At 71.1% G+C, this 26515-nt stretch carries 20 protein-coding genes, 1 tRNA gene and 2 pseudogenes; 8 read left to right on the top strand and 15 right to left on the bottom strand.

The window, feature by feature from the left end; genetic code table 11:
- Positions 1-40 precede the first annotated feature (40 nt).
- The 5 genes from ACIBCM_RS12730 to ACIBCM_RS12710 form a co-directional block, all read right to left on the bottom strand.
- Positions 41-2380, bottom strand: a complete 2340-nt coding sequence (locus ACIBCM_RS12730) for a copper resistance protein CopC (protein WP_399242258.1) — start codon at positions 2378-2380, stop codon at positions 41-43.
- Positions 2381-2402: 22 nt separating this feature from the next.
- Entirely contained in the window at positions 2403-2969 is a 567-nt protein-coding gene (locus tag ACIBCM_RS12725) for a copper chaperone PCu(A)C (RefSeq protein ID WP_399242256.1), read from the bottom strand.
- Between the two features lie 80 nt (positions 2970-3049).
- Positions 3050-3709, bottom strand: coding sequence for an SCO family protein (locus ACIBCM_RS12720; RefSeq protein ID WP_399242254.1), 660 nt, complete (start codon positions 3707-3709; stop codon positions 3050-3052).
- Positions 3710-3747: 38 nt separating this feature from the next.
- Complete coding sequence (locus ACIBCM_RS12715; protein ID WP_399242252.1) at positions 3748-4506, bottom strand: YcnI family protein; 759 nt, start codon at positions 4504-4506, stop codon at positions 3748-3750.
- Positions 4507-4602: 96 nt separating this feature from the next.
- Positions 4603-5400: a hypothetical protein gene (locus ACIBCM_RS12710; RefSeq protein WP_399242250.1), complete on the bottom strand. Its 798-nt coding sequence runs from the start codon at positions 5398-5400 to the stop codon at positions 4603-4605.
- 289 nt (positions 5401-5689) lie between these two features.
- Between ACIBCM_RS12710 and ACIBCM_RS12705 the strand changes: the two genes are divergently transcribed.
- Positions 5690-6184, top strand: a complete 495-nt coding sequence (locus tag ACIBCM_RS12705) for an ATP-binding protein (protein WP_399242248.1) — start codon at positions 5690-5692, stop codon at positions 6182-6184.
- Between the two features lie 579 nt (positions 6185-6763).
- On the opposite strand, the gene ACIBCM_RS12700 is transcribed toward ACIBCM_RS12705, so the two are convergent.
- From ACIBCM_RS12700 to ACIBCM_RS12690, 3 genes and pseudogenes are all read right to left on the bottom strand, one after another.
- Complete coding sequence (locus ACIBCM_RS12700) at positions 6764-8221, bottom strand: aminopeptidase P family protein (protein WP_399242245.1); 1458 nt, start codon at positions 8219-8221, stop codon at positions 6764-6766.
- Between the two features lie 505 nt (positions 8222-8726).
- Positions 8727-9986: a PP2C family protein-serine/threonine phosphatase gene (locus ACIBCM_RS12695; protein WP_399242693.1), complete on the bottom strand. Its 1260-nt coding sequence runs from the start codon at positions 9984-9986 to the stop codon at positions 8727-8729.
- Between the two features lie 348 nt (positions 9987-10334).
- A pseudogene (locus tag ACIBCM_RS12690) lies at positions 10335-10829 on the bottom strand (phosphatase); the annotation flags it as partial.
- Positions 10830-11542: 713 nt separating this feature from the next.
- On the opposite strand from ACIBCM_RS12690, the gene ACIBCM_RS12685 reads away from it, so the two are divergent.
- Positions 11543-12229: a bifunctional DNA primase/polymerase gene (locus tag ACIBCM_RS12685; RefSeq protein WP_399242243.1), complete on the top strand. Its 687-nt coding sequence runs from the start codon at positions 11543-11545 to the stop codon at positions 12227-12229.
- Between the two features lie 180 nt (positions 12230-12409).
- The gene (locus ACIBCM_RS12680) at positions 12410-13135 is read left to right on the top strand and encodes a hypothetical protein (RefSeq protein WP_399242241.1); all 726 of its coding nucleotides are present in this window, start codon (positions 12410-12412) and stop codon (positions 13133-13135) included.
- 1004 nt (positions 13136-14139) lie between these two features.
- On the opposite strand, the gene ACIBCM_RS12675 is transcribed toward ACIBCM_RS12680, so the two are convergent.
- From ACIBCM_RS12675 to ACIBCM_RS12665, 3 genes are all read right to left on the bottom strand, one after another.
- A complete protein-coding gene (locus ACIBCM_RS12675; protein ID WP_399242239.1) occupies positions 14140-15135 on the bottom strand; it encodes a DUF5926 family protein in 996 nt (331 codons plus the stop codon).
- A 634-nt stretch (positions 15136-15769) separates the two neighbouring features.
- Positions 15770-16375: an ATP-binding protein gene (locus ACIBCM_RS12670; protein WP_399242237.1), complete on the bottom strand. Its 606-nt coding sequence runs from the start codon at positions 16373-16375 to the stop codon at positions 15770-15772.
- Positions 16376-16550: 175 nt separating this feature from the next.
- Positions 16551-17360: a glycerophosphodiester phosphodiesterase gene (locus tag ACIBCM_RS12665; RefSeq protein ID WP_399242235.1), complete on the bottom strand. Its 810-nt coding sequence runs from the start codon at positions 17358-17360 to the stop codon at positions 16551-16553.
- 250 nt (positions 17361-17610) lie between these two features.
- Between ACIBCM_RS12665 and ACIBCM_RS12660 the strand changes: the two genes are divergently transcribed.
- On the top strand, positions 17611-19212 hold the full coding sequence (locus ACIBCM_RS12660) for a S1C family serine protease (protein ID WP_399242232.1): 1602 nt from the start codon (positions 17611-17613) through the stop codon (positions 19210-19212).
- Between the two features lie 111 nt (positions 19213-19323).
- A tRNA-Ser gene (locus ACIBCM_RS12655) sits at positions 19324-19408 on the top strand.
- 448 nt (positions 19409-19856) lie between these two features.
- Here ACIBCM_RS12655 and ACIBCM_RS12650 read toward each other — a convergent pair.
- From ACIBCM_RS12650 to ACIBCM_RS12635, 4 genes and pseudogenes are all read right to left on the bottom strand, one after another.
- On the bottom strand, positions 19857-20366 hold the full coding sequence (locus tag ACIBCM_RS12650) for a hypothetical protein (protein ID WP_399242231.1): 510 nt from the start codon (positions 20364-20366) through the stop codon (positions 19857-19859).
- A 718-nt stretch (positions 20367-21084) separates the two neighbouring features.
- Positions 21085-21273: pseudogene (locus ACIBCM_RS12645) on the bottom strand (helix-turn-helix domain-containing protein); the annotation flags it as partial.
- Between the two features lie 120 nt (positions 21274-21393).
- The gene (locus ACIBCM_RS12640) at positions 21394-21819 is read right to left on the bottom strand and encodes a hypothetical protein (protein WP_399242229.1); all 426 of its coding nucleotides are present in this window, start codon (positions 21817-21819) and stop codon (positions 21394-21396) included.
- Between the two features lie 209 nt (positions 21820-22028).
- Complete coding sequence (locus ACIBCM_RS12635) at positions 22029-22931, bottom strand: bifunctional DNA primase/polymerase (RefSeq protein WP_399242228.1); 903 nt, start codon at positions 22929-22931, stop codon at positions 22029-22031.
- Between the two features lie 323 nt (positions 22932-23254).
- Here ACIBCM_RS12635 and ACIBCM_RS12630 point away from each other — a divergent pair, with 323 nt between their 5' ends.
- From ACIBCM_RS12630 to ACIBCM_RS12620, 3 genes are all read left to right on the top strand, one after another.
- Entirely contained in the window at positions 23255-23566 is a 312-nt protein-coding gene (locus ACIBCM_RS12630; RefSeq protein WP_399242226.1) for a hypothetical protein, read from the top strand.
- A gap of 327 nt (positions 23567-23893) precedes the next feature.
- Positions 23894-25210: an acyl-CoA dehydrogenase family protein gene (locus ACIBCM_RS12625; RefSeq protein WP_399242224.1), complete on the top strand. Its 1317-nt coding sequence runs from the start codon at positions 23894-23896 to the stop codon at positions 25208-25210.
- The gene (locus ACIBCM_RS12620; protein WP_399242221.1) at positions 25210-26514 is read left to right on the top strand and encodes a bifunctional MaoC family dehydratase N-terminal/OB-fold nucleic acid binding domain-containing protein; all 1305 of its coding nucleotides are present in this window, start codon (positions 25210-25212) and stop codon (positions 26512-26514) included. The genes ACIBCM_RS12625 and ACIBCM_RS12620 overlap by 1 nt, the downstream gene beginning before the upstream one ends.
- Position 26515 lies beyond the last annotated feature (1 nt).

Genomic DNA, 26515 nt, shown 5'->3' with positions numbered 1-26515 from the left:
TCGGCCGGGCGCGGAGGCTGGGTAGAGGGATCCACGGAGGTCAGCCGATCTTCACGTTCTCGTCGATGGTGGTCTGGTCGAATTCCGATGTCCGTACGGTCACCTTGATCTGCCAGTCGCCGGGCATCGGGATCTGCACCCGGCTCGCGCTCCAGTGTCCCGCCGCCATCCGTTCGGGGGTGATGGGGAGGGGGCCGATCTGCTGCGCGCGGAGCGTGAAGGAGACCTTCACCTCGGGGGCGTCCAGCGGCTTGCCGTCCGTTCCGTCGACCCGGACGTGCATCTCGTTGGCTCCGGGAGCGGCCGGGTCCAGGCTGAGCCGGACCGTCCCCTTCCCGTTCGAGCCGCCCGTGTCGAAGGGGATGCTGATCTCCGCGGGGCCCGCGGGCGCGGCATCGGCCGATGCCGAGGAGGCCGGGGCCCGGCCCGCTTCCTCTTCCGTACGGCCCGGTTCGGTCGCCGTCAGCACAGTGGTGACGGCCAGCACGACAACGGCGACTCCCGCCTCGGCCAGTACGGAACGACGCAGTCCGGAGCGTACGGGGTCGGCGTCCCGTGCCTTCTTCGCCCGTGCGGTGGCCATGGCTGCGCGCTGCCGGGCGAGCTGGGCGGCCCGGGCGGAATCCTCACGGGGCTCGGTGGCGACCACCCCGGCGGGGCCTGCGGGGCTTCTGGGGTCAGCGGGTTCGGTGGCGCTTTCCGGGTCGCCCGGTCCTCTCGGCCCTGCCTGTCCCGCCTGTCCTGCCTGTTCGGCCTGTCCTGCCTGTTCGGCCTGTTCGGCCTGTTCGGCTTGTCCGGCTTGTCCGGGCGGGGGGCCGTCGGCCAGCACCGGCGCCCCGGTTCCGAAACGTTCCGCCGCCCCGTCCCGCGCGGCCTCCGCGGATTCTGCGCTGTCTGTTTCCTCGGAGTTCTCCGCGTCCCTGGCGTTCTCCGCGGCTGTGTCCCCCGAGGTCTCCGCGTTCGCTGAGGATTCGCCGTGCTCCGGGACGGGGGCTCCCGCGTCGGCTCCGTCCGTCCCGTCCGCACTCCCCGTGCCTCCGGCGCTCCCGTCGGTCCGTGCCACCGTCAGCCGGGCCGTCCACCCCCGGGAGATCCAGGCGACCCCGATCATCACGGCCACCAGCGCGACCTTGACCAGAAGCAGTTGCCCGTACGCCGTCCCCGTCAGCGCCGACCATGAGCCGACCTGCCGCCAGGACTGGTAGAGGCCGGTCGCCGCGAGGGTGACGACACAGCCGAAGGCCATCGCGGAGAACCGCCGTACCGCCGACGGTTCGATCGAAGGGGCCCGGTAGAGGGCCGTCAGCAGGGCGGCGAGCCCGCCGAGCCAGCCCGCCACGGCCAGCAGATGCAGTACGTCCAGGGGCATCGCGAGCCCCGTCTGGATCCCGGTCGACGCGTGCTCCGACAGCGCCCAGGTGGCGGCGATCCCCGCCGAGACGACCACACCCCCGACGGCCAGCCCGAACATGAGGTCCTTCCGCCGCTCCTCCCCCGCCTCCTCGTCCGCCCGGTCGCTCCCGCGGAGCCGGCCCTGTTGCGCGTACGCCCCGAACAGCACCGCGATGAACAGCGCCGCCGCGCCCAGCAGCAGCAGCCGGGAGACGAGGGCGGCCCCCGTCCTGGTCTCCAGAACGGCCTGGAGACCGCCGAGGTCGAAGGCGTCCGCGAGCTTGCCGGAACCGGTGTACGGGGTGCGGAGCAGCAGCGTCGCCAGGGTGGATGCCGTCAGCGTGACCCAGCCGTACGCGATGAGCCGCTGCACGGGCCGCACCGAGGCCCCCCGGCGCCAGCACACCAGGACGAACGCGGCGCCGCCGGTCATCAGGACGAAGCCCGTGTACGCCCCGTACCGCGCGATGTCGTAGAGGAGGCCGACGAACCCGCCGCCCGCCTCCTGGTCCGGCAGGGCGACCTCGGTCCGTGAGGGTGCGCCGATGGAGAAGGTGAACGCCCCGGAGACGGGGTGGCTGTCGGCCGATACGGCCTGCCAGGCCACGGTGTAGGTGCCGTCGGGCAGTCCGGGCAGCAGATCGACGGCGTACGAGACCCTGCCGTCGGCGGAGAGATCACGGACGGTGGAGCCGTCCGCGCGCTTGCCGCTGGGTTCCAGGACCCGGATGGAGTCCTTGCCCATGGCGATCTGCTCGGAGAAGGTGAGCGTGACCTCCCGGGGAGCGGTGGGGACCACCGCCCCGTCCTTCGGATTGCTCCCGGTCAGGGCGGCATGGGCGGCCGCCGGGCCCGCGCCGGTGAGCAGCGAGCCCAGGACCGTGCCGAACAGCACGGTCGCGGCCAGCAGCAGCCGTACGAGGGGAGGGACCGGCCGATGGGCCGGCCGGACCGGGTTCCGGCCGGGGCGCGGGGCGGTGGCTGTCATGGCGTGGTCGATGCCCTCCTGCTCAGTGGTGCTTCGACGGGCTGTCCGCCGTCCGGCCGCCCGGCTGCTTCGCCGGGTTGTACGTGGGCTCCTTGACCGGGAGTTCGACACTGATCGGGCCGGACCGCTCGAAGTGCAGCTCGACCCTGACCTTCTCGCCCTCCTTCGGCCGCTCCTTGAGCCCGGCGAACATGATGTGGCTGCCCCCGCGTTCCAGGGCGAGCGAGCCGTCGGCGGGGATGTCGAACGCCGTGACCTTCCGCATCGTCCGCTCCTTCGACTCATGGATGGAGACATCGTCGGAGATCGTGCTGGTGACGGAGGTGAGCTTGTCGTCCGCGCCGCCGCCGTTGTGCACGGTCAGAAACCCGGCGGCCGTGTCGCTGACGGGTTGTGGCATGAATTCGCCACTCACTTCCAGCTCCGGGCCGTCCGGCTTACCGTTGGAGGAACAACCCGTCAGCACAAGTCCTGTGCTGAGGGCCGTGACACCGATGAGCCATGCAGTTCTCTGGGCAGGAGCCCCGCTCCGCAGCGCCCACGTCCTTCCTGACCGGGTCCCGCCCGTCCCGTCCGGTACAGGAGGCATCCGACGGCTCTGCACCGTGTCACGGCCCGGGTCCGCACCCGGGCGATGAGCCGCCTCCCGGGCCCGCGGTATCCGGCGGCTCACGGCTTCTCACCGCGGATCAGCCGGGGAAGGTCCTTGGCGTAGTCGTCCGCGGTGGTGCTCTCGCCGTAGAGCACATAGCCCTGGTCGGTCTCGGGCGAGAAGGCCATGACCTGGGCGCCGTGCGTGGAGACGACCGTGCCGTCCTTCTCCTTCTTCGCGGCGTCGACGCCGATCCCCACCTGGCGCGCGGCAGTCTGGATCTTCTTGAAGTCGCCGCTGAGACCGACGAAGGACGGGTCGCCGGCGCTGGGCAGCCATTTGGCCAGCTCGGCGGGGGTGTCCCGCTCGGGGTCGGTGGTGATGAAGACGACCTGGAGCTTGTCCTGGTCGGCCTGGGGGAGCCTCTTCTCGGCGATGGCGATATTGCTCATCGTCAGGGGACAGACGTCCGGGCAGTTGGTGTAGCCGAAGAAGATCAGAGTCGGCTTGCCCTTGGTCTGCGCCCGCAGGTCGTAGGGCTTGCCCTTGGTGTCCGTGAGGACCAGGTCCGGTTTGGCGAACGGCTGGTCCAGCACGGTTCCGGGCTTGTCGTTCGCCTGGGAGGAGGACACATCGGCGATGGAGTCCTCGGCCGAACCGGATTCACCGGAGCAGGCGGACAGGGAGAGCGCGGCGGCCACGGCGAGCGCGGCCGCCACTGCGGTCTTCTTTCGCATGGAGAAACAATCCTGGAGGTGGGGTGCGAGACGATTTGTCAGGAGGTACGGCGGCGGCCGGCCAGGACACCGAAGGCGACGCCTGCGGCACCGACAAGGATGCCGACGATCCCGAGGACGCGTGCGGTGGTGTCCGAGGAGCTGTCCGCCGACGCGTTCTCCGTCTTGTCCTGCTGGTTCTTGTCGCTGCGGTCGTGCTCGCCGCTCTTGGCGTCGGCGTTCGCGGCCGTCGCGCCGTGACCATCCTCCCCGGCGGCCGTCAGCTTCAGCACGGGGGCCGGGGACTCGGGCTCGGGGGAGCCCTCCCGCGCTTCCTCGATCCAGCGCACGACCTCCTTGTTGTCGTACGTCTGGAGCGCCTTGAAGACCATCTGGTCGGCGTTCTCGGGGAGCTGTCCGAGAGAGAGGGGGAACTGCTGGAACTGCCCCGGCCTGATCTTCGAGCCGTCGGCGGACCAGGTGACCTTGGTGACCGCCTCGGTGATCTGCTTGCCGTGGACCTGGAGCGGCTTGGCGAGCTTGGAGGTGGTGACGTCGACCTTCCAGCCGGGCACGGGCTGCGGCATCACGGACGCCAGCGGGTGCTCAGTGGGCAGGCTGACCTCCAGCTTCACGGTCGAGGCACTGTCGCGCTCGTTCGGGACCTTGAAGTTGACGGTGGCGTACCCGCCCTTGGCGGCCTCGCCCTGCGGCTGAACGCTGACATGCGCGAAGGCGGGCCCGGCGAGCAGCAGGGAGGAGACGGCGACACCGGCCACCACGGTGGCGGCACGCGCGGTACGGAACGAAAGGCTCATGACGAAGACACTCCACGGAAGAGGAGAGACGGTGGTGTGCCACGGCGCACGGAGGTACGCGGGCACCACGGCCGCACTCCCGTCGAGTGGGCCGTGTCAGGCTGCGAGCGCGAAGCGGGCGGGCGGCCCGCGCCTGATCACGGTGTGCTGGAGTGCCTCGCCCGCGGCCGGCGGGGAGACCTCGTCCGAGGCCCACCGGGCGGGCGTGCCCGGCGGCGGGGCCGGGAGGAGACCGGCGCCCAGGGCGCGTACGAGAGCGAGAGCGGCGCGCAGCGAGCGCAGCCGGGCCGCCTCGGCCACCCCTTCGTGCATCCCGTGCGCGGAGTCGGTGGAGAGCCGGATCAGCCGCAGCAGGGCGAGATCCCCGCGGCGCAGCAGCCAGCCGGTCGCGAGGGCGGCCAGCAGATGCGCCAGCAGCATGGGGAGGGAGGGCAGCAGATCGGGCTGGACCTCCGGGGCCGCGGTGTGCGCGCCATGGCCGGGCGGAGTGATCCCCGCGGTGGTGACGACCTGGCGGGCGTCGGCGGCGCTGAGCGGTGCCGCGCCCGTGCCGCACATCAGTTTCGCGGCCATCCTGATGAGGACGTCATCGGCCGTCGGCGCGAGCCGCAGCTGATGCTGGCCGAGCCCGAAGAGCGTGTGCAGCGCGAGTTGCCCCACTCCCAGGGCGACCGTGATCACCGACAGGGAGCGCGCACGTCCCGCGAAGGGCACGACCAGCGCGAACACTCCGGCGAAACCGGCCGCGAGCGTCCACCAGGGGACGCTCGCACAGGCGACCACGGCATGTCCCGTCGCGGACAGCGCGACACAGACCGCGGTGAACACCGCGGCCCTCAGCAGCCGGGAGCCCGCTTCGGCGCGCACACCGGGCGGGGACGACGGGGACGACATGGCCGGGTCATCATCCCACCCGGCCTTCCACCCCCGTACGGCAGGTCCGGAAGGTCCTCTTTGAGCCATGATCGCGGACGGGTCCGAGGCACCCCGTGACAGGGGGAGTGAGGCACCCGGTGACCGGGCAGGAGGCCATAGAGGGGGCGCGATCACTCTCCCGGCATACACCGTCCGCCCGGTGGCGCGCTTCCGCCGAATGAGCGCAATCACATCAACTCTGGGCTTACGGGCCATGTCTTGGGGCAATACGTAACGGTATGTCGAGCCGCAGCCAGGAGGCTGGAGCATGAGCATCTGGTGGTCACTCCACTTGCGGCGCGAAGCTGCGAGCGTTCCGCTCGCCCGGCGGCTGCTGGTCGGGACGATGGAGACGGCGGGCGTGGACCCCGACATCTCCTTCGATCTGTCGGTCGCGCTGAGCGAGGCCTGCGCGAACGCGGTGGAGCACGGAGGCAGCGAGCGGCCGGGCGACCCCCGGGGGGCGTATCGCGTCACGGCGTATCTGGACGGCGAGAAGTGCCGAATCGAGGTGGCCGATTCCGGCCCTGGTTTTCCGGCCAGGAATGGTGCCGGGTGCGCTCATACGGGCACCGGTGGCGGTGGTACGGGCGGGCCGCTGGTGGCGCCCGCGCCGGTGAGCGCCGAGAGCGGCCGGGGGCTCTGTCTGATCGAGGAGCTGGCGGACCATGTTCACTTCAGCAACCGGCCCGGGCGGGGTGCCGTGGTCAGCTTCGACAAGGTTCTGAAATGGCGGGAGGACGCGCTCCTCAGGGTCTCGTAGGACCCCGTTCGGCACGTCCTCCGCCAGGGCCGGTGATCGCGGCCGACCCGCCCGGCCCTGTGAGATGCCGGGCGCCCCCCGTTCGGCCCAAGGGCGCTCGGGCCCGCACACCCGGCCCGGGAGCGGCCCAGTGCCGTCCCGGTGAGGCCCGGGAGCAGCGACAGCGGAAGGGTGCCCGGCGCCCGCGTGGGCGCCGGGGCTGATGACATCGGCCGAGCCACCTCGCCGCACCTGGCCCGGGGCCACCGCGCTGGGGCACCTCGGCGGACCGCGCTGATGACAAGCGACAGCGGCAGGGTGCCCGGCGCCCGCGTGGGCGCCGGGGCTGATGACATCGGCCGGATTACCGCATGGCACCTGGCTTGGGTCGCCGGGATGGGTCACCCCGCAGGACCGACCGGGCTGACAAGGGCCGGATTACCGCGTGGCCCCCGGGCCCGGGACGCCGGGCTGAGCCACGCTGTCACACCAAACCCGGGGCGTGGCCCTCCTCCTGCCGGTGCTTCGTGTTCTGACCGGCGATCCGGGCCGAGGGCCGGCCCGGCACCAGCCCGGGCCCCTGAAGCGGCCGGCCGGGGCTCAGCTCCTCAGTGACGCCATCCAGGCCTCGACCTCGTCCGCCTGCCGGGGCAGGGCGGCCGACAGATTCCGGTTGCCGTCCTCGGTCACGAGGATGTCGTCCTCGATCCGTACGCCGATGCCCCGGTACTCCTCCGGCACGGTCAGATCGTCCGCCTGGAAGTAGAGACCGGGCTCGACGGTCAGGCACATACCGGGCTCCAGCGTGCCGTCGACATACGCCTCGGTACGCGCGGCCGCACAGTCGTGGACGTCCAGACCGAGCATGTGACCGGTGCCGTGCAGCGTCCAGCGGCGCTGGAGGCCCAGCTCCAGCACCCGCTCCACCGGTCCCTCGACCAGACCCCACTCCACGAGCCGGTCGGCGAGCACCCGCTGGGCCTCGTCGTGGAAGTCGCGGTACTTCGCACCCGGCTTCACGGCCGCGATACCGGCCTCCTGCGCGTCGTACACCGCGTCGTAGATCTTGCGCTGGAGCGCGTCGAACCGGCCGTTGATCGGCAGGGTGCGGGTGACATCGGCGGTGTAGAGGGCGGTGGTCTCCACCCCGGCGTCCAGGAGCAGCAGCTCGCCGGAGCGGACCGGGCCGTCGTTGCGCACCCAGTGCAGGGTGGTGGCGTGCGGGCCGGCGGCGCAGATCGAGCCGTAGCCGACATCGTTGCCCTCGACACGGGCCCGGAGAAAGAACGTTCCCTCAATGTAGCGCTCGCTGGTCGCCTCGGCCTTGTCGAGGACCTTGACGACATCCTCGAAACCGCGGGCCGTCGCGTCGCACGCCAGCTGGAGCTGGTCGATCTCGAACGCGTCCTTCACCGCGCGGGCCTCGGAGAGATAGACGCGCAGCTCCTCGTCCCGCTCGGCGGTGACCTTGTCGGTGAGCGCGGACTCGATCACGGAGTCGTGACCGCGTACGGCACGGACGGGACCGGTCTGCTCACGCAGCCGGTCCGCCAGCTCGCGTACGTCCTTCGCGGGGATGCCCAGCAGCTGCTCGGCCTCCGTGAGGGAGTGGCGGCGGCCGACCCAGAGCTCGCCCTGGCCGGAGAGCCAGAACTCGCCGTTCTCACGGTTGGAGCGCGGAAGCAGATAGACCGTGGCGCTGTGGCCGTCGGCGGTGGGCTCCAGGACCAGGACACCGTCCTCGGTCTGGTCACCCGTGAGGTAGACGTACTCCGTGGCGGCCCGGAACGGATACTCCGTGTCGTTGGAGCGGGTCTTCAGCCTGCCGGCGGGAATCACCAGCCGCTCGCCCGGGAAGCGCGCGGAGAGAGCGGCACGGCGGGCGGCGGTGTGCGACGCCTGGGCCACGGGCTCCAGGTCACGCAGCTCGGTGTCCGCCCAGCCACTGGCCATGCTCTGGGCGAGTTCCTCGGAAACTTCCAGATAGAGGCCGTTCTTCCGCTGCTTGACCGGCTGCTCTTCCTCTTCCGGGGTACTCGGGGTGAGCTCCTCGGCCACGTCTGCCTCCTCGATACATCATCGGACCGGACTCCATCGTATGTGCGATGTGAAGGCAGCTTTCCGAGGTGTGAGAAGCGAGACAAAGCAGACCTAAAGGGAAGGGTGTTCGAAGGCGGTGCGACCCGGCGGGAGCAGGGGGCGCCCGGGCGAACGAACCGGCGGGAGCAGGTCCCGCGGGGGCCGTGGGCCCGGCGGGCCGCGGAGAGCCAGGAGCCCCGGAGCGCTGTCTCCCCGGGACACCGCCGCCACCCCGGCCACCGAGCCGCAGGGACGCCCCGGTCGAAGCCGCACGCCGGGCAGGCCGAGCCGCCTCGGGCCGCGGGGCCTCAGAGCCGCCCGGAAGTCGAGCTGTCGTACAGCCGAGCCGCCGTGGGCCGCAGCGCGGTCAGAGCCGCCCCGGTCCAAGCCGCCCGCAGAGCCGCCGCGAGCCGCCTCCGTCGTAACGGGCCCGCCGAGCCACCGAACCCCCTACCCGAGGCGGACCCCGAGCCCCGGGCCTTGCTCAGTCGAAGCGGGCCGCCAGCAGGACGACATCGTCCTCGTACCACTCGCCTCCGCCGCCACCCCCGCCTCCTCCGGCACGGCCGCCGGGCAGCATCCTGTTCAGTACGTGGTCGGCGATTGCTCCGGGATCCTCCCGGGCGGCCCTCGGCACACTCGCCGCGGCCGAGTGCAGCCGCGCGAACGCCCGGTCCATGGCGTCCCCGGTACGCCGCAGCAGCCCGTCGGTATAGAGGAGCACCGTTTCTCCCGGCTCGGTGCACAGCTCCACGCTCGGCGCCTCCCAGCAGGCGAGCATCCCCAGCGGCGCGGACAGCGAGGTCTCGACGAACTCCGTGCGCCGTTCACCGATCACCAGCGGCGGGGTGTGTCCGGCCCCGGCGAGCACGATCTTGCCGGCCGCGGGCTCGGCGTAGGCGAAGAGCGCGGTGGCGGTCCGGGCCGGTTCGGTCAGCCGCAGCAGCAGTTCGAGATCGGAGAGTACGGCGACGGGGTCCTCGCCCTCCATCACGGCGTACGCCCGCAGGGATGCCCGCAACCGCCCCATGGCGGCCAGCGCGCTCGGCCCGGAACCGCTGACCGAGCCGACGGCCAGACCCAGCGCGCCCTCCGGCAGCGGCAGCGCGTCGTACCAGTCCCCGCCGCCGCGCGGACCGGTGCGGTGCCGGGCGGCGAGCCGGACTCCGGGGACGCGGGGCAGCCGGCTGGGCAGCAGTTCCTCGGCGACGGTCGTCACGGTCCGCCGGGCCGCCTCCAGCTCCAGCAGCCGGGCCAGATGCTCGGTGGCGTACCGCGTGTACAGGCCGACGAGATGGCGCCGGCGGTCCGCGGGGGCGGCGGGCTCGTCGTAGAACCACACGGCCGCGCCCAGGGTGCCCGCGGCCTCGGAGGCGAGCGGCTGGGTGTAACTGGCGGCGCAGCCGAGACCGGCGGCGACCTCGCGGTGGCGGGGGTCGAGCGACTCGTCGGCCAGCAGATCGGGGTGGGCGACGGGCTGCGGCAGACCGGCGGGCCCCTCGGGCCGCCGTCCGGGCAGGCGCCCGTCCAGAATCCGTCCGTACGCGGTCTTCGTCCGCGGAACGGTCTCGATCTGGCCCAGTTCGGCGTGGGTGAGCCCGAATCCCTTGGTGAGGCCGCGAGGGCGGCCGGCTCCGAAGGCGTCGGCGTACGCGGGCCAGCCGGACCCCTCGGCCCACCCGGAGTGCGGCGGCGCCTCATACGACCCGTCGATCTCATCGGGTTCACAGGCGCCGTTGAACACATCAGACCCGCCGGACCCATCAGATCTGCCGGAACCCCGAGACCCGTGAGTTCGATCCGACATGTCAGGGCCATCTGTCACATCGGATCCATCGGATCCATCGGACATGTCAGGTCCATCAGGCTCATGTGACGGACCGGATCCTTGAATTCCCGGATATCCCTGGGATTTCCGGGACTCAGGAGATCTGTGCAACCCATGTGGTGGATCGGATCGATCCGACGACTCCGGCTGTTCTTGCGGAGGCGGGAGATCCGACCGCTTCCGGTGGGACCGGCGCGGTTCACGGGATCGAGGTTCAGGGGCCCCGTCCCCGTCGGATTCGCCGTACCACGGGGGCTCGTCGGCGCCCAGGCCCCGGGTCGCGCCGGGTGGGGGGTGGCAGACGGCGCCGGGCAGCGGTTCGAGGACGACCATCCCCCGGCGCGCGCCCACCAGAGCGGCGCCGGCGCACAGCAGTTCGTGCAGGGCGTCGTCGAGCGAACCGGTGGCGGCCAGGCGTTCGGTCAGTTCGTGGAGGGTGGTCAGATCGGAGACCCACCCGGCGAGCCGGTCCTGGATGACGGCCCCGGGCGCCGGTTCGGCCGGAACCTCCACGAGGGCGCCCGCGGATACTCCCGAGGACGTCGGGGCGGGGGTGAGGGCGGCCGGAGGTGCGGCAGTGTGCGTGGGGCTGGGAACCGACGAGTTGATTCCAGCCACTTTCGGCACGTGTGGGGCGCTCATGGCAGCGAGCTTTCCGGCTGGTGCGTTTCGCTCAATAGCATCGCAAACCCCCATGTCATTCTGCGCCGCTATCAATGCATCCACATGTACACGCACATGTGAGGGGATGTCCAGCATTGCACCAGTGGGATTGATGGTGTCTACGTGCCCTTGGTGTGCCTTTGGGCTGTTCTTGAACCGGTTTCCGGGCCCTCCCCGAACCGTCCCCGAAGCACCCCTTCCTCCGTATCCTGAACTTGGCCGGAAAATGCATGTGTCGGCCGTCAATTGAGGTCGACTGAGGGCGTTCGGCAGTGATCCCTCAGCGGATCTCTCCGGGGCGGAGGGCCTCGGAGGGGCACCGGAGGGAGCGTCATACCAAACGTGGTGGGTACGTAAACGGTGATGACCGGGGGCAGTTGGGATCCCCGGAACCCGGCGGAGGGCTCGGGCGTCTTAACAGCCGTGGGCCGCGCCGGAAGACACGGCAGATCCCGAGGAAGACCCAAGGCAGATCCCCGAGTGGCGGAAATGCCGGACTGACCCCACACGCGGGAGCGGTCCGGTTATAACGGGAAGCAAGCGCCAGGCGCGCATCCCTCGCCACGCGCTTGATGAGCACAGCCCACGTTCGGCCCCGGGCGGCGATCCTGCCGCAGGCAATGCGGGGGACGCCCATGCCACCGGGCATGGGACGGTGATGTGCCGACCCGTACGTACTGGTACACGTGATACCACGTAGTACGTACACGCACGCAGTACGCACACCAGACGTATTCGTACGCACAGTGAAAAGTTGCACACACGGTGTGATGTGGACCTCGGCGTTCAACGGAAAGGAACGAGCGCTCATGCGCGAGATCCTCGGAAGGCGACGCAGGCTCCGGTTTTGGCGTAAGAAGGGGCCGGTACAGCCTGCACGGCTTGAAGCGGCGCTCACCTGCGCCGCCGCGTGGCGATGGCCCGTACTCCCCGGTGTGGGACTGTCCGGGGCCGGTAGCGGCCGGGGGCGGCGCTGCGCCTGCCCCGACCCGGAGTGCGCCGTACCCGGCGCGCACCCCTTCGACCCCGGTCTCCTCGCCGCGACCACGGACGAGCGGATGGTGCGCTGGTGGTGGGCCAACCGGCCCGCCGCGCCGATCGTCCTGGCCACCGGCGGGCGGGCGCCGTGCGCGGTGAGCCTTCCGGCGCTGGCCGGGGCCCGTGCGCTGGACGCGCTCGACCGGATGGGCGTGCGGCTCGGACCCGTGGTCGCCACACCGACCCGCTGGTCGCTGCTGGTCGCTCCGTACTCCCTGGAGGAACTGGGCGAACTGCTCTTCGTCAAGGACTGCGTACCGAGTTCGCTGCGCTTCCACGGCGAGGGCGGCTATCTGGTGCTGCCCCCCTCGGAGACGGGCACGGGCCAGGTCCGCTGGGAGCGGGCGCCGCTGCCCGGGGCCGCCGCTCCCTGGCTGCCGGATGTGGAGACGGTCGTCGACGCACTGGTCGAGGCCAGCACGAGCGCGCCGGACGGCGGAAGCCGGCTCGCCTACTGACATCCCTGTCGGGCCCGCCCTCCCGGTCGTCACTCGTACGGGTTGGAGCGGGCCCGAGTTGTACGGGAATCGGGCGAGCGGGCCGCCGTACGCGGGATTTCCGTGGATACCTTTCGGTCTGCCGTGCCAGGACGGAGTGTCCGGAGCATCCGGAATTCCCGCGCAGTGGGTAGGTGGCCCATGAATCTCCGTAAGATCGGGATCGTTTCTGCCATGGCGGCCGCCGTCCTGCTGCCTCCGGCCGCGATGGCGGGCACGGCCGAGAGGCTGCCGTGGCCGAAGCGTCCGGCGCCGGTCTCCGAGGCGGGCGGGGACGGCCGGAACGACCGGACCCCCGGCCGGGGGACGGACGACGGCGGGGCTTTCGGGCGGGGAACGGACACCGGCGGGGCCCCGATGACCGGAGCGGGCGGCTCCGGAGAACCGGAGGGCCGGACGGCGCACGGGGGTCCGGATCCGGCTCGGGGCGATCCGTCCGCCGTGACGGCCGACCGGAAGTCAAGGGCACGGCAGACGGCCGAAACACCACCTGAACACCGGGCCTTCGCCGGGTCCCCGGCCACCACCCGCTGCGGGCCGGAGCTCGCCTCCCCCGAAGGGGTCGAGGCCCAGACCTGTGTACTGATCCATGGCCATGACACCTGGGCGCGTACGTATTACCGCAACGCCACGGGCGGCGAATTGAGTTCCGCCCTCGCCCTCATGGGCCCCGGCCGGCGTACCGTACAGATCAACTGCGTGGTCGAGGCAGGCGATGAGCCGGGGGTCTGCGAGACCCCCCGACAGCGCGTCCGGCCTGGTGGGATGTACTGGGCGGTGGCGGAGTTCGCTACCGCGGACGACTCGGGTCACGGACCGTTGCTGCTGAGGTCCGGCAGTAACTCCGCTGATTCCACGAGCCGTTGAGGGGATGCCGGTACGGCGCGGAAGGGCACCCGGCGTCCGGACGCACAAGGGCCCGGTCGCTGGCGACGGGGGATGCACCAGCGACCGGGCTCTTAGAACGGTAACAAGAGATCTGCGGTTCGCAAATTCGATCTCGGGTATTCGGACAGCGACTCCAGCATACTTGGCGAGAGTTGTGACCGGAGTCACCAGACTTTCGCCATCGGGCGGCCGGGGGCCGGGCCTCACTCCTCAACTCCCCCTGAAGCAAGGGCAGTCGGGGCGGTGCTCGGGAAGGGGGCCTTGTTCCGGGGGTCTTGCCCGAGTCCCGGGGCGCCCGGGTACGCCTCGGGCTCCCGTCGGCGTACGGGCCGGGGCGTCCGGCGGCCTACGGTTCCGGGCCCGCGCGCCGTACGGCCACGGGCCCCGGGGATGTACGGCTCCGGGCCCCGGCGGCTACCGCCCCTGCCCGTGCCGGGCGTATCCGCGCCGGACCACGGCGGTGGAGGCGGCCCCGGACGCCGGGGCCGGACGCGCCGGAAGCGGAGGCGGACGGACGGCCACCGCATCGTGAGGGCGGACGCGGATTTGCGATTGCACGCGGTGCGCGATTGCGATCGGGTGGCGGCCGGGGTCGTGTCCGGTCGCGGCCGGTACCGATCGGTGCCGGGTGGGGGCGCGGTCGGGTGGCGGTGGCCGGTGTGCTGCCGGGCCGCCTGCGGGCGGCGGTGGCGGCGCGTCGGCCGGTGTCGCGGGCGGGGTCCGGAGGGTCGGGTTCCGTGTCCCCGGAGGCCTATGGCTCCGGAGACTCGGTGGTACGCCTTCGGGGGCGTGACCGGTGAGACGGCGACGGCCCGCTCCGGGAGCCCGGGGTCGCAGGCCGCGGCACCGGCTCCCCGGGCCGGGGGCATGCTCTCGCATACTCCGCGAGGCGCCGGGCCGAACTCCCGGGGCCGTGGCTCCCCGGCTCCCCGGCTCCCCGGGGCCGCAGGTCCGCACCGGCCCCGGCCCCGGGCCCGCCGGCGTCAGCTCAAGGTGACCTGACGGTTGGTGAGGCCGCCGCGGGCCCGGCGCTCATCACCCGTGAGCGGGGTGTCGGCCGCGAGCGCCTCCGCCAGCCGCCCGGCGAACTCGACCGCGGGCTTCTCGCACTCCTCGGCGCCCATCCCGCTCGGCAGATCCCAGACCGGGACCATCAGTCCGTGCGCGCGGAACGACCCGACGAGCCGGGTCCCCTCACCGAGCGAGCCGGCGCCCGCCGCGTGCAGCCGGGCGAGCGCGTCCAGCAGCTTCTCCTCGGGGTGGGGCATGACCCAGCGCAGGTGGTTCTTCTCCGGGGTCTCGCACCAGTACGCGGCGTCGGTGCCGGAGAGCTTGACGGTCGGGATCGCCGCGGAGTTCGCCCGCTCCAGGGAAGCGGCCACCTCGGGGGTGGCGTTCTCGGCCGACTCGGGGATCCAGAACTCGAAGCCCGTGCGCACCTCAGGCTCAAAGGGCGCCGCGGGGTCCAGCAGATCCTGGAGGCGCGGCCCCACACCCGACGCGGTGCGCCCGGTGCCGACCGGATTGCCCGGCTCCGCCTTCAGCGCGCGGGTCAGCGTGTCCGCCAGATCGCGGCTGAGGTCACCCGACGAGGTGTCGTTCTGGAGACCGAGCAGCACCGAGCCGTCGTCGCGGCGGAGCGCGGGCCAGGCCATCGGCAGGACGGTCGCGAGCGTGACGGACGGTACGCCCTCGGGCAGCCCGTCCTTCAGCGTGAGCCGTGCGGTCGCGGCGGGGACCAGTTCGCGCAGGGCGACCCAGTCGCACTCGCCGGCCAGCCCTTCGAACGGCCGCTGGACCAGCTCGGTCACGGCATGCGTGGCGGTGCGGCCGTGGCACGCCTTGTAGCGGCGGCCCGATCCACAGGGGCAGGGCTCGCGGGCGCCCACCACAGGTACGGGTTCATCGGCACCCGCGGTGCGGCCCCGGCCCGTGGGCTGCGGCCTGGATGCCTTGGTCTGGGGGCGCTTCTTGGCCATGGTGCGGCTTCTCCCGATAGCGGCGGTGCGTAGATGGCGGCACCTGAGGGTGCCCGAGGCCGGCTGCGGCTCTGCTGCCTGGCGGCGAGTGCGTACCGCGGACTCCGTATCGGTGACCGCGTACCGCACTGCCGACTGCCGTGTACTCCTGCTGACTGCTGACTGCTGACTGCTGACTGCTGACTGGGGCTTGTGGCTTGTGGCTGGGGACTGCTGTGTCCCGCGGAATGTCTCTGCTGTGACGGTTGGGATGGATGTGATGGGCGTGTTGTGTTTGGGCAACGAGCCTAGTCGCCCACGGTACGTACGGGGGCGCGGCACCGGCATCGACGCTCTGCCCGGCCGTAAATGGCCGTACTCGGCCCCCAGCGCCGGCTGCGCGAAGGCAGGGAAGAAGGCGCGTACGGCCCGGGGCGCCGCCCGAACGGCCCGTACACCTTCCCCGTAAATCTGCCGCCGCCCCGGACCGCCCGGGTCTCTCGCCGCTCACGGCCGGCCCGGGCGGTTCGGGACACCCCGGACGGTTCGGTTCCGGCTCTCCGGGGCATGGGCCAGGGCTCTTCGGGGTATGGGTCATGCCGGCCGGTGCCCGTGGTCCCGGCCGGTGGGTCCGTCAGTGCGGTCCGCCGCTCGCTCAGTCCTCGTACGACTCCGCGAAATCGAATCCGCCCCCGGGGCCGTGCCCGGTGACGCGCGTAGCGAATTCGTCGCGCCGATTCCCCTCGGTGACGACCACCCATACGGTGATCTCGCCCGCCACACCATCACGGACGCCCCAGTCCTGCGCCAGGGCCGTGATGATGTTGAGCCCCCGGCCGCCGCGGGCGGTGACCGACGGAGTGGACGGCACGGGCCGCGTGGGACCGCCCCCGTCCGTCACCTCGACGGTCAGCCGGCCGGACGGATCCACCCGCCAGGCGGCCCGGATGTCCCCGTCACCCACCTCGGCGTGCCCCAGCGGCCTGCCGTGGCGGCAGGCGTTACTGAGCAGCTCGGAAAGAATCAGAATCGCATCGTCGACGACCGGTTCGGGCAGGCTGCTGCGCCGCAACTGCTCTCTCATCCGGTGTCTTGCCTCGCCCACGCCCGCAGGGCCATGGGGTACGGCCATGCTCGACGACGTGGGCACCTCCTGTGCCACCACCAACGCCACCCCCGAGACCTCCTTTGCCCCACGCCACGGTGTGAATGCCCCGGGGGAACGGGCCGGAAACCGGGCCGGAACAGGTCGATGACGCACTCCTGACTCCTGAGTACGTACCGAATGCGCCGGTGCACTCCCCGTAGTGGGTGTTCATGACACGGAGTGGGTGTCATGGGTGGTCCAAACGTTGGATAGGTGAGCAAACAAGGATTAAATAAGGCCGTACCGAGCCGTATGTGAATGTGGTGTGCGCAGATCGGTGTGGCGCGTGTTACAGCCGTCCGAGTTGCGCGAGAACCTGCCTGGGGCGGTTGGTGATGATCGCTTCCACACCCAGCCGGACGCACAGTTCCACATCCTCCGGTTCGTTGACCGTCCACACGTGGACGCCGTGCCCCGCCCGGTGCAGACGCTCGATGTACCCGGGGTGGTTGCGTACGATCCGGATGCCGGGGCCCGCGATCCGAGTCCCGGCCGGCAGCCGTCCGTCGCGCAGCCGAGGGCTGATGAACTGCATCAGATACACCGTCGGGAGCGTCGGTGCCGCCGCCGCGACCCGGTGCAGCGAACGGGCCGAGAAGCTCATGACGCGTACCGGCGACTCCTCCGCCGACGCGGGCGCGGCCAGCCCGAAGCGGCCGAGGAGCTGGAGCAGCCGCTCCTCCACCTGACCGGCCCAGCGGGTGGGGTGCTTGGTCTCGACGGCCAGCTCGATACGGCGGCCGGAGTCGGCGACCAGTTCGAGCAGCCGCTCCAGGGTCAGTACGGAGGTCAGGGACGGGTCGCCCCAGTCGGGGCTCTCGGCGGAGTCCTCGCGGCCCCTCCAGGTGCCGAAGTCGAGCGCCGCCAGATCCGCCAGCTCCAGCGCGGAGACGGCGCCCCGGCCGTTGGACGTGCGATTGACGCGCCGGTCGTGTACACAGACGAGATGGCCGTCGGCGGTGAGGCGAACATCACATTCGAGGGCGTCCGCGCCGTCGTCGATCGCCTTCATATAGGCGGCGAGAGTGTGCTCGGGGGCGTCCTCCGACGCGCCTCGATGGGCTACGACCTGGATGTTGTGCTGCCGCGCTTGGGTCACCGCGTCATGGTGTCACCGTGACGGGGAAGACGGGTGCAGGAGGCGGGGACGCGGTGTTCATCCGGAATGTGGTGCAAGGTGGAGAGTCGCGCCCGTTTTACGTCATGTGCACCATGTAAAGGAATTCCAGGAGTACACACAGGTCCTGCTTACAGTGGCCTGACGGGCTGTGGGAAATGCTGACCGGGGACAGTTCAAGCGCGGATTCCTGACCGATGCGAACGATGTGGAACCCAGAGGAGAGAGAGCTGTGAGCACTGAGAACGAGGGCAACGAGGGCACTGCGCAGCCGGCAGCGCCACCCGTACCTCCTGTGCCGGCAGTCACTCCCGAGGGACCGCCGGCGGCGGCGCCCGTATCGGACGGCGGGCGAGGTCCGGCCGGAGAGGCCGGCGCCACCGTGTCCGGCGGCGGCGCGGCCCCGGGCTCGGGCGCCGCTCCGGGGTACGCCGGGCCGCCCGCCGGCGCTCCGGCTGGTTCCCCGGCGCCTGGCGGCGCTCCGGCTGGTGCTCATCCGTCCGAGCCGCCGACCGCGCAGCTTCCGGGCCCCGTTCCGGCGGCCCCCACCGGGTCGCAGCAGCCGGGCCCCGGCTGGTCGACCCCGCCGGGTGCCGCCCCCGCCCAGGGCGCTGCCTACGGCGGCGGCTCCCAAGGCGGCGACGGTACGGTGTGGGGCGCTCCGGTCCAGGTCGGCGCCCAGCCCCCGCGCAAGCGGGCCGGCGGGCTGCTCGCGGCGGTCCTGGTGGCCGCGCTCGTGGCGGGCGGGGTCGGCGGCGGCCTCGGCTACTGGGCCGCCGAGCGCAACGACGACAACAACATCGGCTCGACCACCGTCCCCGCGGCGGAGATCCCCAAGGACCTCCGGCGCGATCCGGGCACGGTCGCCTCGGTCGCGGCCAAGGCGCTGCCGAGCGTGGTCACCATCGAGGCGAAGTCGGGCGGCGGGGGCGGCGACATCGGCGGCAGCGGCGAGGCGGAGGGCGGTACCGGCACCGGGTTCGTCTACGACCAGCAGGGCCACATCCTCACCAACAATCACGTGGTCGCCTCGGCGGCCGAGGGCGGCACGCTCTCCGTGACGTTCTCCAACGGCAAGAAGTACGACGCCGAGGTCGTCGGCCGCGCCCAGGGCTACGACGTGGCCGTGCTGAAGCTGAAGGACGCGCCCGCGGGGCTGAGCCCGCTGGCGCTCGGCGACTCCGACAAGGTCGCCGTCGGCGACTCGACCATCGCGATCGGGGCCCCCTTCGGCCTCTCCAACACGGTCACCACGGGCATCATCAGCGCCAAGAACCGCCCGGTCGCCTCCGGTGACGGCTCCAGCAACAAGAACTCGTACATGAGCGCCCTCCAGACGGACGCCTCCATCAACCCGGGCAACTCCGGCGGCCCCCTCCTCGACTCCCGCGGCGCCGTCATCGGCATCAACTCCGCGATCCAGTCCTCCGGCGGCTTCGGCCAGTCCCAGGCCGGCTCCATCGGCCTCGGCTTCGCCATCCCCATCAACCAGGCCAAGAACGTCGCCGAGCAGCTGATCAAGACCGGTAAGCCCGTCTACCCGGTCATCGGCGCCACCGTCGACATGTCGGGCAAGGGCAACGGCGCCAAGATCGCCACCGAGGGCGCGGGCGGCACCCCCGCGGTGAGCCCGAACGGCCCCGCCGCGAAGGCGGGCCTCAAGGCGGGCGACGTCATCACCCAGTTCAACGACAAGCCGATCGACAGCGGCCCCACCCTGATCGGCGAGATCTGGAACCACAAGCCGGGCGACAAGGTGACGCTGACGTACGACCGCGCCGGCAAGGAGAACAAGGTCGACCTCACCCTGGGCCAGCGCACCGGCGACAGCTGACCGAACCGTTTCCTGCCCGCCCCCTCCACCCGCCCCGCGAAACGCTGCTGCACCCCCCTCCACCGGGCCGGTATTCTGTAGGCCGCTCCGCACCAGGTGAGGCGGGGCACGGGTGGGTTGCCCGAGCGGCCTAAGGGAACGGTCTTGAAAACCGTCGTGGCGCGAGTCACCGTGGGTTCAAATCCCACACCCACCGCAGGCAGGTCAGAGAAGTAGCAGGTCAGAGGGCGGGCCCCGAATCCCGGGGCCCGCCCTCTGCGCTCAGCCTGTCTCACCCGGTATCGAGGGTGTCCCACCTTTGACCAGTGTGTGCGGGCAACCTGCGGCCAACTCTGAACGAGCTAGATAGGCTGTGCGACGCCGCTCAGGTGATTTGGCCCCGCGTGTGCGGGGGTGGCCCGGCTTCGACGAATTCCCCCCTCACGTCAGACGACGTGAGGAAAGCGAACGGGGGTAACCCCGACACTTTGGGAGTAGCAGTGTCGAAGCAGAAGGCTGAGCTGTCCAAGGAATTGGGGCTTCGCACCCTGGCCACGTTTGTGGGTCAGGCTCTGTGGCGTCTGGTGAGCTGGGCGGTGAGTAAGAACAGCCTGTAGCTGCACTGGCGGGGGCTCTACTTGGTGGAGCCCCCGTTCTCATGACCACTAGTCCGCGCGGGATCTGTTCGTCTCAGTGGCTTCGTGCTCGGCAAAGCCTTGATCAATCAGTTCGTTCATCCGGCCTTCCTTACCGTCCAGTACCTTCGCGTAGTAGCGCTGGAGCACGGCGACGCTCTGTCCGGCACGGCGAGCCGTCTCGGCGAGGCTTACCCCGGAGCGGAGCCAGAACGAGACGCAGGCGTGCCGCAGGTCGTAGGGGATGGCGGCCAGCGGAGAGGCGACCTGCACCGGGGTGAGGGCCTTCCGGCGAGCAGCCTTCCAGACGGCGCCGTACTCCTGCGACCGGACCGGGCCACCTCGTACCGCGCTGAATAGACGGCCATCGGTGGTGGTCCCGATCACGTCCATGTGGGCGCGCAGTATGCCGACCAGCACGGGCGGAATGGGGACGGGGCGAACAGCTTGACGGGCCCGCTGCTTCAGATGCCGTTCCTCGTACGGCTTGCCGTCATCCGTCCAGGCGGAGCCCACCTGAGGGCTAGCTCGGGAGAGCATGAGCCGCCCCCACCCTTCCTCGGACAGGTGGCATTGGTCGGTGCTCAGCATGGACACCTCTTCGGGCCGCAGTGCGGCGTAGTACATGCAGGCGAAGAACGCGACCAGGTGGGCGCCGCGCGGGCCCTGAGCAACGCACAGCGTCGAGCAGGGCCCGGGCTTGAGCGGGTGTGGCGACGCTGCGTTCGTCCAGTTCCTCCACGGCCTTGGGGGTCTCCCAGTGCACGCGGTGCAGCGGGTTGCCGGGCAGTAGCTCGTGCTCGACCACCAGGCGCAGACAGTTGCTCAGGACGGCGCGGCGGCGCCGGAAGGTGTTCGCTGCGGCGGGCTTCCCATCCTGGCGCTTGGCCAGATGCTCCAGGACCGTGCGCATGCGCTTGGCGCTATCCAGGTCGATCACGGCCGGGGCGTTCCGCTCGACCCACGCCAGTGTCGTTGCTTCCGCCTCGGGCGGTTCCTGGCTGTGGCGCCCGGCGTTGAACCCCCATTGGTAGAGCGCGCGGCGCAAGAGGTCGTCTTCCGGACGCCCCTTCCCTGTGGGGCACAGAGCCATCGTGGCAATGGTCAGACTCTCCGCGATGCTCGCCCGGTGCTTCGCTGCGGCCCTCGGCCACTTCTGCGCGGAGTGCGCGCGAGCGTGGGCGTACCAGTTCGTGCGGTTCCGCTCGCGCACCCCGAGACAGGAATGCCGGTCTCCGTGTCGAACGGCTCCCCCATCCGGGCGCGAGGACCGGTCGGTCATGCCCGCCGCGCCGAGTTCACGGTACCGGTCGGCCCACCGCTGGGCCGTCGTGGGTGAGACCTGGAAGCGTTCGGCGGCCCGCCGCAGCGGCCAGCCGTCCTCGACCACGCAACGGGCCAGGCGCAGGCGTCCCAGTTCGGTCAGGGGTGCATTACGGTGGGGCACGAGGGCCTTTCGTTCGGTGTAGACGTCGCAATCCACACCGAACCCGGAAGGCCCTCACCCGTTCAAGATCCCTCAGCCGAGACCTGCATCACCCGTCCACAACCTCCCAAGGCAATACACCTAGTAGTCGCCGTCCTTGGCGAGCGCCTCCCAGTCGAGGGTGAGGAGGCCGGGGTCGGCGGTGCTGGTGGTCGGGACCTCGGCGGTGGGCTGGAACCAGATGACCGTGAGCATGGAGAGGTCGCAGGCCGGATCGATGGGTCCGGAGGTGAAGAGACCGACGCAGGTCACGGCGGGGAGCAGTTCGACCGGGCCCCTTCGGCCCGCGCTGGTGTCCGGGAGTTCGCGGGGAGGCGTGATCAGGTGGACCGCGTGGTGGGGCCGGCGTTTTTCGGTGGACTCGATCAGCCGTGTGAGCTTGCGGTCGTTGAACTCCTTGTAGGGATAGCCCTCCAGCACTCCGCCGTAGGTCGTCGACAGGTGCAGATCCGAGAGTTCGATGGAGCGCCCGGAGGAGAGGTTGATCTCGGTCAGTCTTATGCTCATGGCTCCGCACCTTATGGCTCGGGGCGCTAGCGCGCACGGGAGTATGGATCCGCCCGGGCCACGCGTACTCTCCCGCTCTTTCCCCAGCTCAGCGGCTCATCAGGTCGGCGGCTCTCAGGTCGGCGGCAGTCAGGTCAGCGGCTCCCGGCTCAGCGGTTTCCAGCTCAGTGGCTACCGGCTTCGCGGTTTCCGGCTCCGCGGTTTCCAGGTCAGCGGCGGCGGCCCGAGGTGAGTCTGGCGGCCGAGGTGATCGTGGCGCGGGCCTCGCGTTCGGTCAGGCCGGCGTGGACGGCGGCTTCGGTGAGGGCGTCCGCGAGGGAGTCGCCGATGCCGTTCTCGTACGCGCGGCAGGCCGCCCAGAAGAGGCGGGTGTTCCGCTGGCCCTCATGGGCGGCGAGGACGAAGTGGACCAGGCCCTGGCCATGGGGCGGTCGGGGACGGGCGTGCGCGGGGCGACGGGGGCGCGCGGGCGGTGTGACAAGGCGCAGGAGTGCGCGGGGGCAGGGGGCGGGGGACAGCTCTGCCGTACCGGGGGCGAGGCGGTACGCGCCATGGGCCGAGACCGAGCCGGGCCCGACGAGGTAGCCGCCGGATCCACGCACGTCGATGCCGGGGGCGAGCCGGCTCGCGGAGTTCGGTACGACGACATCCCGGGGGCCGGTCAGCCACAGATGACGGCCGCCGCTCGGGGTGAGGACCGTGACCGTCTCCGGGATCGTGAACAGATGCCGCAGTGCCAGGTCCCGGAGCGCGGAGAGGGAATCGGCCACGGAACCCGCCGTTCCTGTGTGGCCCGGGGACTCGGTGGTGTCGAGGTCGATACCGATCAGATGGTGCGGTGGCCTGCCGCAGGCGATGCCGTACCCGGTGGCCCAGGGCGCGGCGGCGAAGAGCGCGCGGACGCCCGCCGGGTCGGTGGTGGCGTCGTGGACGCCGTGGCCGGGGAGGCCGCATTCCCCGCGGCACAGGGCCGGCTCGGTCTCGTCCCGGTGCGGTGAGCGCAGGGCCGGGAGCTTCGAGGGCGACAGCGGGATGACAGGGAGCCCGCGCTCCGCGGCGGCCAGGGCATGGGCGAGGGCCAGGGTGGCGGTCCCCCGGTCGATGATGGCCATGGCTCTATGTTCGTACAGATGTTCGAAGAACGGAAGAGGGGAAGGTTGGCCGAAAAAGTGCCGTAACGCTTCACCTCGTACGGGAGCGGGGTTCTGCGCTTGCTGAAGGGGTGTGCACAGCTCTGAGCTGCGGTTCTGCGGGCGTGAAAGGGGTTTATCGGAGTGTCCTCACGCTTGAGGGGGAATCGCTCCGGCTTGGGTGGTTCGCCGGGGATCTGCTGGGCAACTCTGAGGTCGCGACGTCGTGACCACGAACCGGGGCGGTCGGCCGGCCACCCGGGATCAGCCGTACTTCTGCACTTCCCGTTCATGGAGGAAATGACATGGCAAGCATCCGTACCGCCCGCGTCCTCGCCGCTGTCGCCGCCCTGCCTCTCACGGCCGCCCTGTTCTCGGGCGTCGCCGCGGCCGACAACGGCGCCTTCGCGGACGACGGATCGAACGCGACGGTCGCCTCGATCATCGGCAGTGGTGTCGGTGGTGACAACTGGGGTAATTCGACCACCAGTCAGCAGGTGGCCAGCGGCGCCGGGGCGTCCAACCAGAGCAACATCGCGAGCGTGAACGGCTCCGCCTTCACCGCCATCGACCAGGACAACGACTACACGGTCGTGAACTTCACGAACCTGTGGTGACGCCAGGCCCGAGGGGGGCGTCGATCGAGGGGTGAACGACTGCCTGTGCGGCGGTGCTTCGGCGCCGCCGCACAGGCGGTTTCTGTGTTGGGGGTGGTGAAGGGGGTGGCCGGCGGCCGCGTACGTCGGCGGCCGGGCGGGGACGGCCGGGGCTCCTGTGGTTGGCCGGGGTTACCGGGGCTCTTGCGGCCGGGGCTGCTGCGGCCGGGCGGAATGGCTGGAGCCGGGTAGGTCGGCTGCGGCCGGTGGCCTTGACAGGTACGAGTTTTCTGACGGACAGTCAGAAATCCGATCCTGAGATCCCGTACGCCCCGGGAGGCCGCCGCCGTGCACCTCGCCCCGACGGAGCGGCAGCGGCAGCTGCGCGCCGAACTACGTTCGTACTTCCGGACCGTGATGCCGGACGGCCCCCCGGCCGCCACCGACACCGCCGCCCAGCGCTCGCTGCTGCGCCGTATCGGCGCCGACGGCATGCTCGGCCTGGGCTGGCCGGTCGAGTACGGAGGACAGGGCCGCGGGCCCGGCGAACAGTTCGTCTTCTTCGACGAGGCGTACCGCGCGGGCGCGCCCGTCTCCATGGTGACCCTGAACACCGTCGGCCCGACTCTGATGAGGTACGGCACCGAGGAGCAGAAGTCGTTCTTCCTGCCGCGCATCCTCAGTGGTGAGGCCGTGTTCGCGATCGGTTACAGCGAGCCCGAGGCCGGGACCGATCTCGCCGCACTGCGCACCCGGGCCGTACGCGACGGCGAGCACTGGATCCTCGACGGCCAGAAGATCTTCACCAGCAACGCCCAGAACGCCGACTGGATCTGGCTCGCCTGCCGTACCGACCCCGAGGCGCCCAAGCACAAGGGCATCTCGATCATCCTCGTGCCGACCGACGCTCCCGGTTTCTCCTGGACGCCCATCGAGACGGTGGGCGGGCTGACCACGACCTCGACGTACTACGACGGTGTACGGGTGCCCACCGCGAACCTCGTCGGTGAGGAGAACGGCGGCTGGGGGCTGATCATCAACCAGCTCAACCACGAACGTGTGGCGCTGGCCGCGATCGGTATGCAGGCCGAGGACTTCTTCGCGGTGGCGCTCGACCGGGCCCGTACGCCCGATCCGGTGACGGGCAGGCGTCGCATTGACGAACCGTGGATCCAGTTCCGGGCCGCCGAGGCGTATGCGCGGCTTGCGGCGACACGCCTTCTCAACTGGCGTTTGGTGGGGGACGTGGGGGCCGGCCGGCTGGCTCCGGGCGATGCCAGCGGCGTGAAATTCATGGGAACCGAATCCGCGGTCGCGGTGTATCGAATGTGTCAGGAGATCGCGGGGGAGGCCGGGTTGATCCGGGCCGGCTCTCCCGGCGCGTTGCCGGGGACGGGCCGGGCGGACGGTCCGGAGAGATGTCCGGTGAGCGGTCCGGAGGCCGGTGGGGCGGATGGTCGGGCGGTCCTTTCGCCGGACGGCCGGGCGGACGGCGGGGACGGGAGCGAGGTCCCGGCCGGCGGTGCGGCGGGCGGCGCGGGCGAGGGGGAGCTGGAGCGGATGAACAGGGCAGCGCAGATCAACACCTTCGGGGGAGGGGTGAGCGAGGTGCAGCGGGAGATCGTCGCGACGATGCGGCTCGGTATGAAGAGGGGGCGGCGGTGATGGAGTCACCGAGGAGCGGGGAGGCCGCCGGGGGCGGTCAGGAGGAGCTGTACGAACGGCTGAAGGCGTACGAGGGGCGGCCGGCCACCGTCGCGGGCGTCGGCAAGGACCTGGTCAACGAACCGATGATCAGGCACTGGTGCGAGGCGATGGGGGACACGAACCCGGCGTACCGGGGACCGGATGCCATCGCTCCGCCGACGATGCTGCAGGCGTGGACGATGGGCGGTCTCTCCGGGCACACGGACCGGTCGGCCGCCCAGGACGAGTTGTTCGCCCTGCTCGACGGCGCCGGATACACCTCGGTGGTCGCGACCGACTGCGAGCAGGAGTATCTGCGGCCGCTCCGCCCGGGGGACCGGATCACCTTCGACGCGGTGATCGAGTCGGTGTCCGGCCGCAAGACGACAAAGCTGGGGACGGGTCACTTCGTTACGACGCGGATGGACATAGCGGCGAACGGAGAGCCGGCCGGGACACACCGCTTCCGGATTCTGAAGTACGCCCCGCGGGGGACTTCGTCGGAGGGAAGGCTGTCCGGGGGAAGGCCGTCTGAGGAAGGGCCGTCCGGGGGGAAGCCGTCGGCGAAGAAGTCCTCTGCGGCGTCCGGGTCGTTCGGGGCGTCCGGTTCCTCTGGCTCCCCCATGGGCAAGCCGTCCACCGGCCGGTCGGATACGGACAGGCGAGCCGCGGGCCGGTCGCCGACGGATGCGGGGGCGGCGCAGGAGCAGCGTCCGGTAGCTCCGGGGGCGGTGGCCAAGCGGCCGAGACCGGTGATCAACAGGGACAATGCCGGATTCTGGGACGGTGTCGCCGAGCGTCGGCTGCTGATCCAGCGGTGCCAGGACTGCGCCTCCCTCCGCTTCCCCTGGCTGCCGGGATGCCGGACATGCGGCGCGCCCGAGTGGGACACCGTCGAGGCGAGCGGCGCGGGGATCATCTACTCCTTTGTGGTCTCGCACCATCCTCCGTTCCCCGCCTTCGACCCGCCGTATGCGGTGGGGCTGATCGAGTTGGCGGAGGGGGTGCGGATCGTGGCCGGTGTGACGGGTGTGCCGTACGACAAGGTGCGGATCGGCATGCCGGTGGAGCTGGAGTTCCTCCGGGTGGACGAGGACCTGACGGTCCCGGTGTTCCGGGCCACAGGGGTGCCGGGGGCATCGGGGCTGACGGACACCGGCGGCACATCCGCAGGAGCGGGAGCGGGAGCGGGAGCGGATGGGGACACCGCCGGGACGGATACGGATACCGGCGGAGGGGCGCGCGCCGGGATGAGCGCTGGTAAGGGCGGGGGTGAGGGCTGAT

Origin of the sequence: Streptomyces sp. NPDC051018 (genome assembly GCF_044456085.1) — a bacterium.
Taxonomy (GTDB): domain Bacteria; phylum Actinomycetota; class Actinomycetes; order Streptomycetales; family Streptomycetaceae; genus Streptomyces.
The sequence above is the reverse complement of the archived record's forward strand: the minus strand, read 5'-3'. Positions and strand labels throughout refer to the sequence as shown.

Bases quoted from the DNA above. Each gene is read 5' to 3' on its own strand.
- ACIBCM_RS12635 (WP_399242228.1), bottom strand. From the start codon at position 22,931: ATGGCCATCATCGACCGGGGGACCGCCACCCTGGCCCTCGCCCATGCC.
- ACIBCM_RS12620 (WP_399242221.1), top strand. From the start codon at position 25,210: ATGGAGTCACCGAGGAGCGGGGAGGCCGCCGGGGGCGGTCAGGAGGAG.
- ACIBCM_RS12640 (WP_399242229.1), bottom strand. From the start codon at position 21,819: ATGAGCATAAGACTGACCGAGATCAACCTCTCCTCCGGGCGCTCCATC.
- ACIBCM_RS12715 (WP_399242252.1), bottom strand. From the start codon at position 4,506: ATGAGCCTTTCGTTCCGTACCGCGCGTGCCGCCACCGTGGTGGCCGGT.
- ACIBCM_RS12720 (WP_399242254.1), bottom strand. From the start codon at position 3,709: ATGCGAAAGAAGACCGCAGTGGCGGCCGCGCTCGCCGTGGCCGCCGCG.
- ACIBCM_RS12725 (WP_399242256.1), bottom strand. From the start codon at position 2,969: ATGCCTCCTGTACCGGACGGGACGGGCGGGACCCGGTCAGGAAGGACG.
- ACIBCM_RS12675 (WP_399242239.1), bottom strand. From the start codon at position 15,135: ATGGCCAAGAAGCGCCCCCAGACCAAGGCATCCAGGCCGCAGCCCACG.
- ACIBCM_RS12730 (WP_399242258.1), bottom strand. From the start codon at position 2,380: ATGACAGCCACCGCCCCGCGCCCCGGCCGGAACCCGGTCCGGCCGGCC.
- ACIBCM_RS12710 (WP_399242250.1), bottom strand. From the start codon at position 5,400: ATGTCGTCCCCGTCGTCCCCGCCCGGTGTGCGCGCCGAAGCGGGCTCC.
- ACIBCM_RS12630 (WP_399242226.1), top strand. From the start codon at position 23,255: ATGGCAAGCATCCGTACCGCCCGCGTCCTCGCCGCTGTCGCCGCCCTG.
- ACIBCM_RS12650 (WP_399242231.1), bottom strand. From the start codon at position 20,366: ATGCTCTCCCGAGCTAGCCCTCAGGTGGGCTCCGCCTGGACGGATGAC.
- ACIBCM_RS12705 (WP_399242248.1), top strand. From the start codon at position 5,690: ATGAGCATCTGGTGGTCACTCCACTTGCGGCGCGAAGCTGCGAGCGTT.
- ACIBCM_RS12685 (WP_399242243.1), top strand. From the start codon at position 11,543: ATGCGCGAGATCCTCGGAAGGCGACGCAGGCTCCGGTTTTGGCGTAAG.
- ACIBCM_RS12680 (WP_399242241.1), top strand. From the start codon at position 12,410: ATGAATCTCCGTAAGATCGGGATCGTTTCTGCCATGGCGGCCGCCGTC.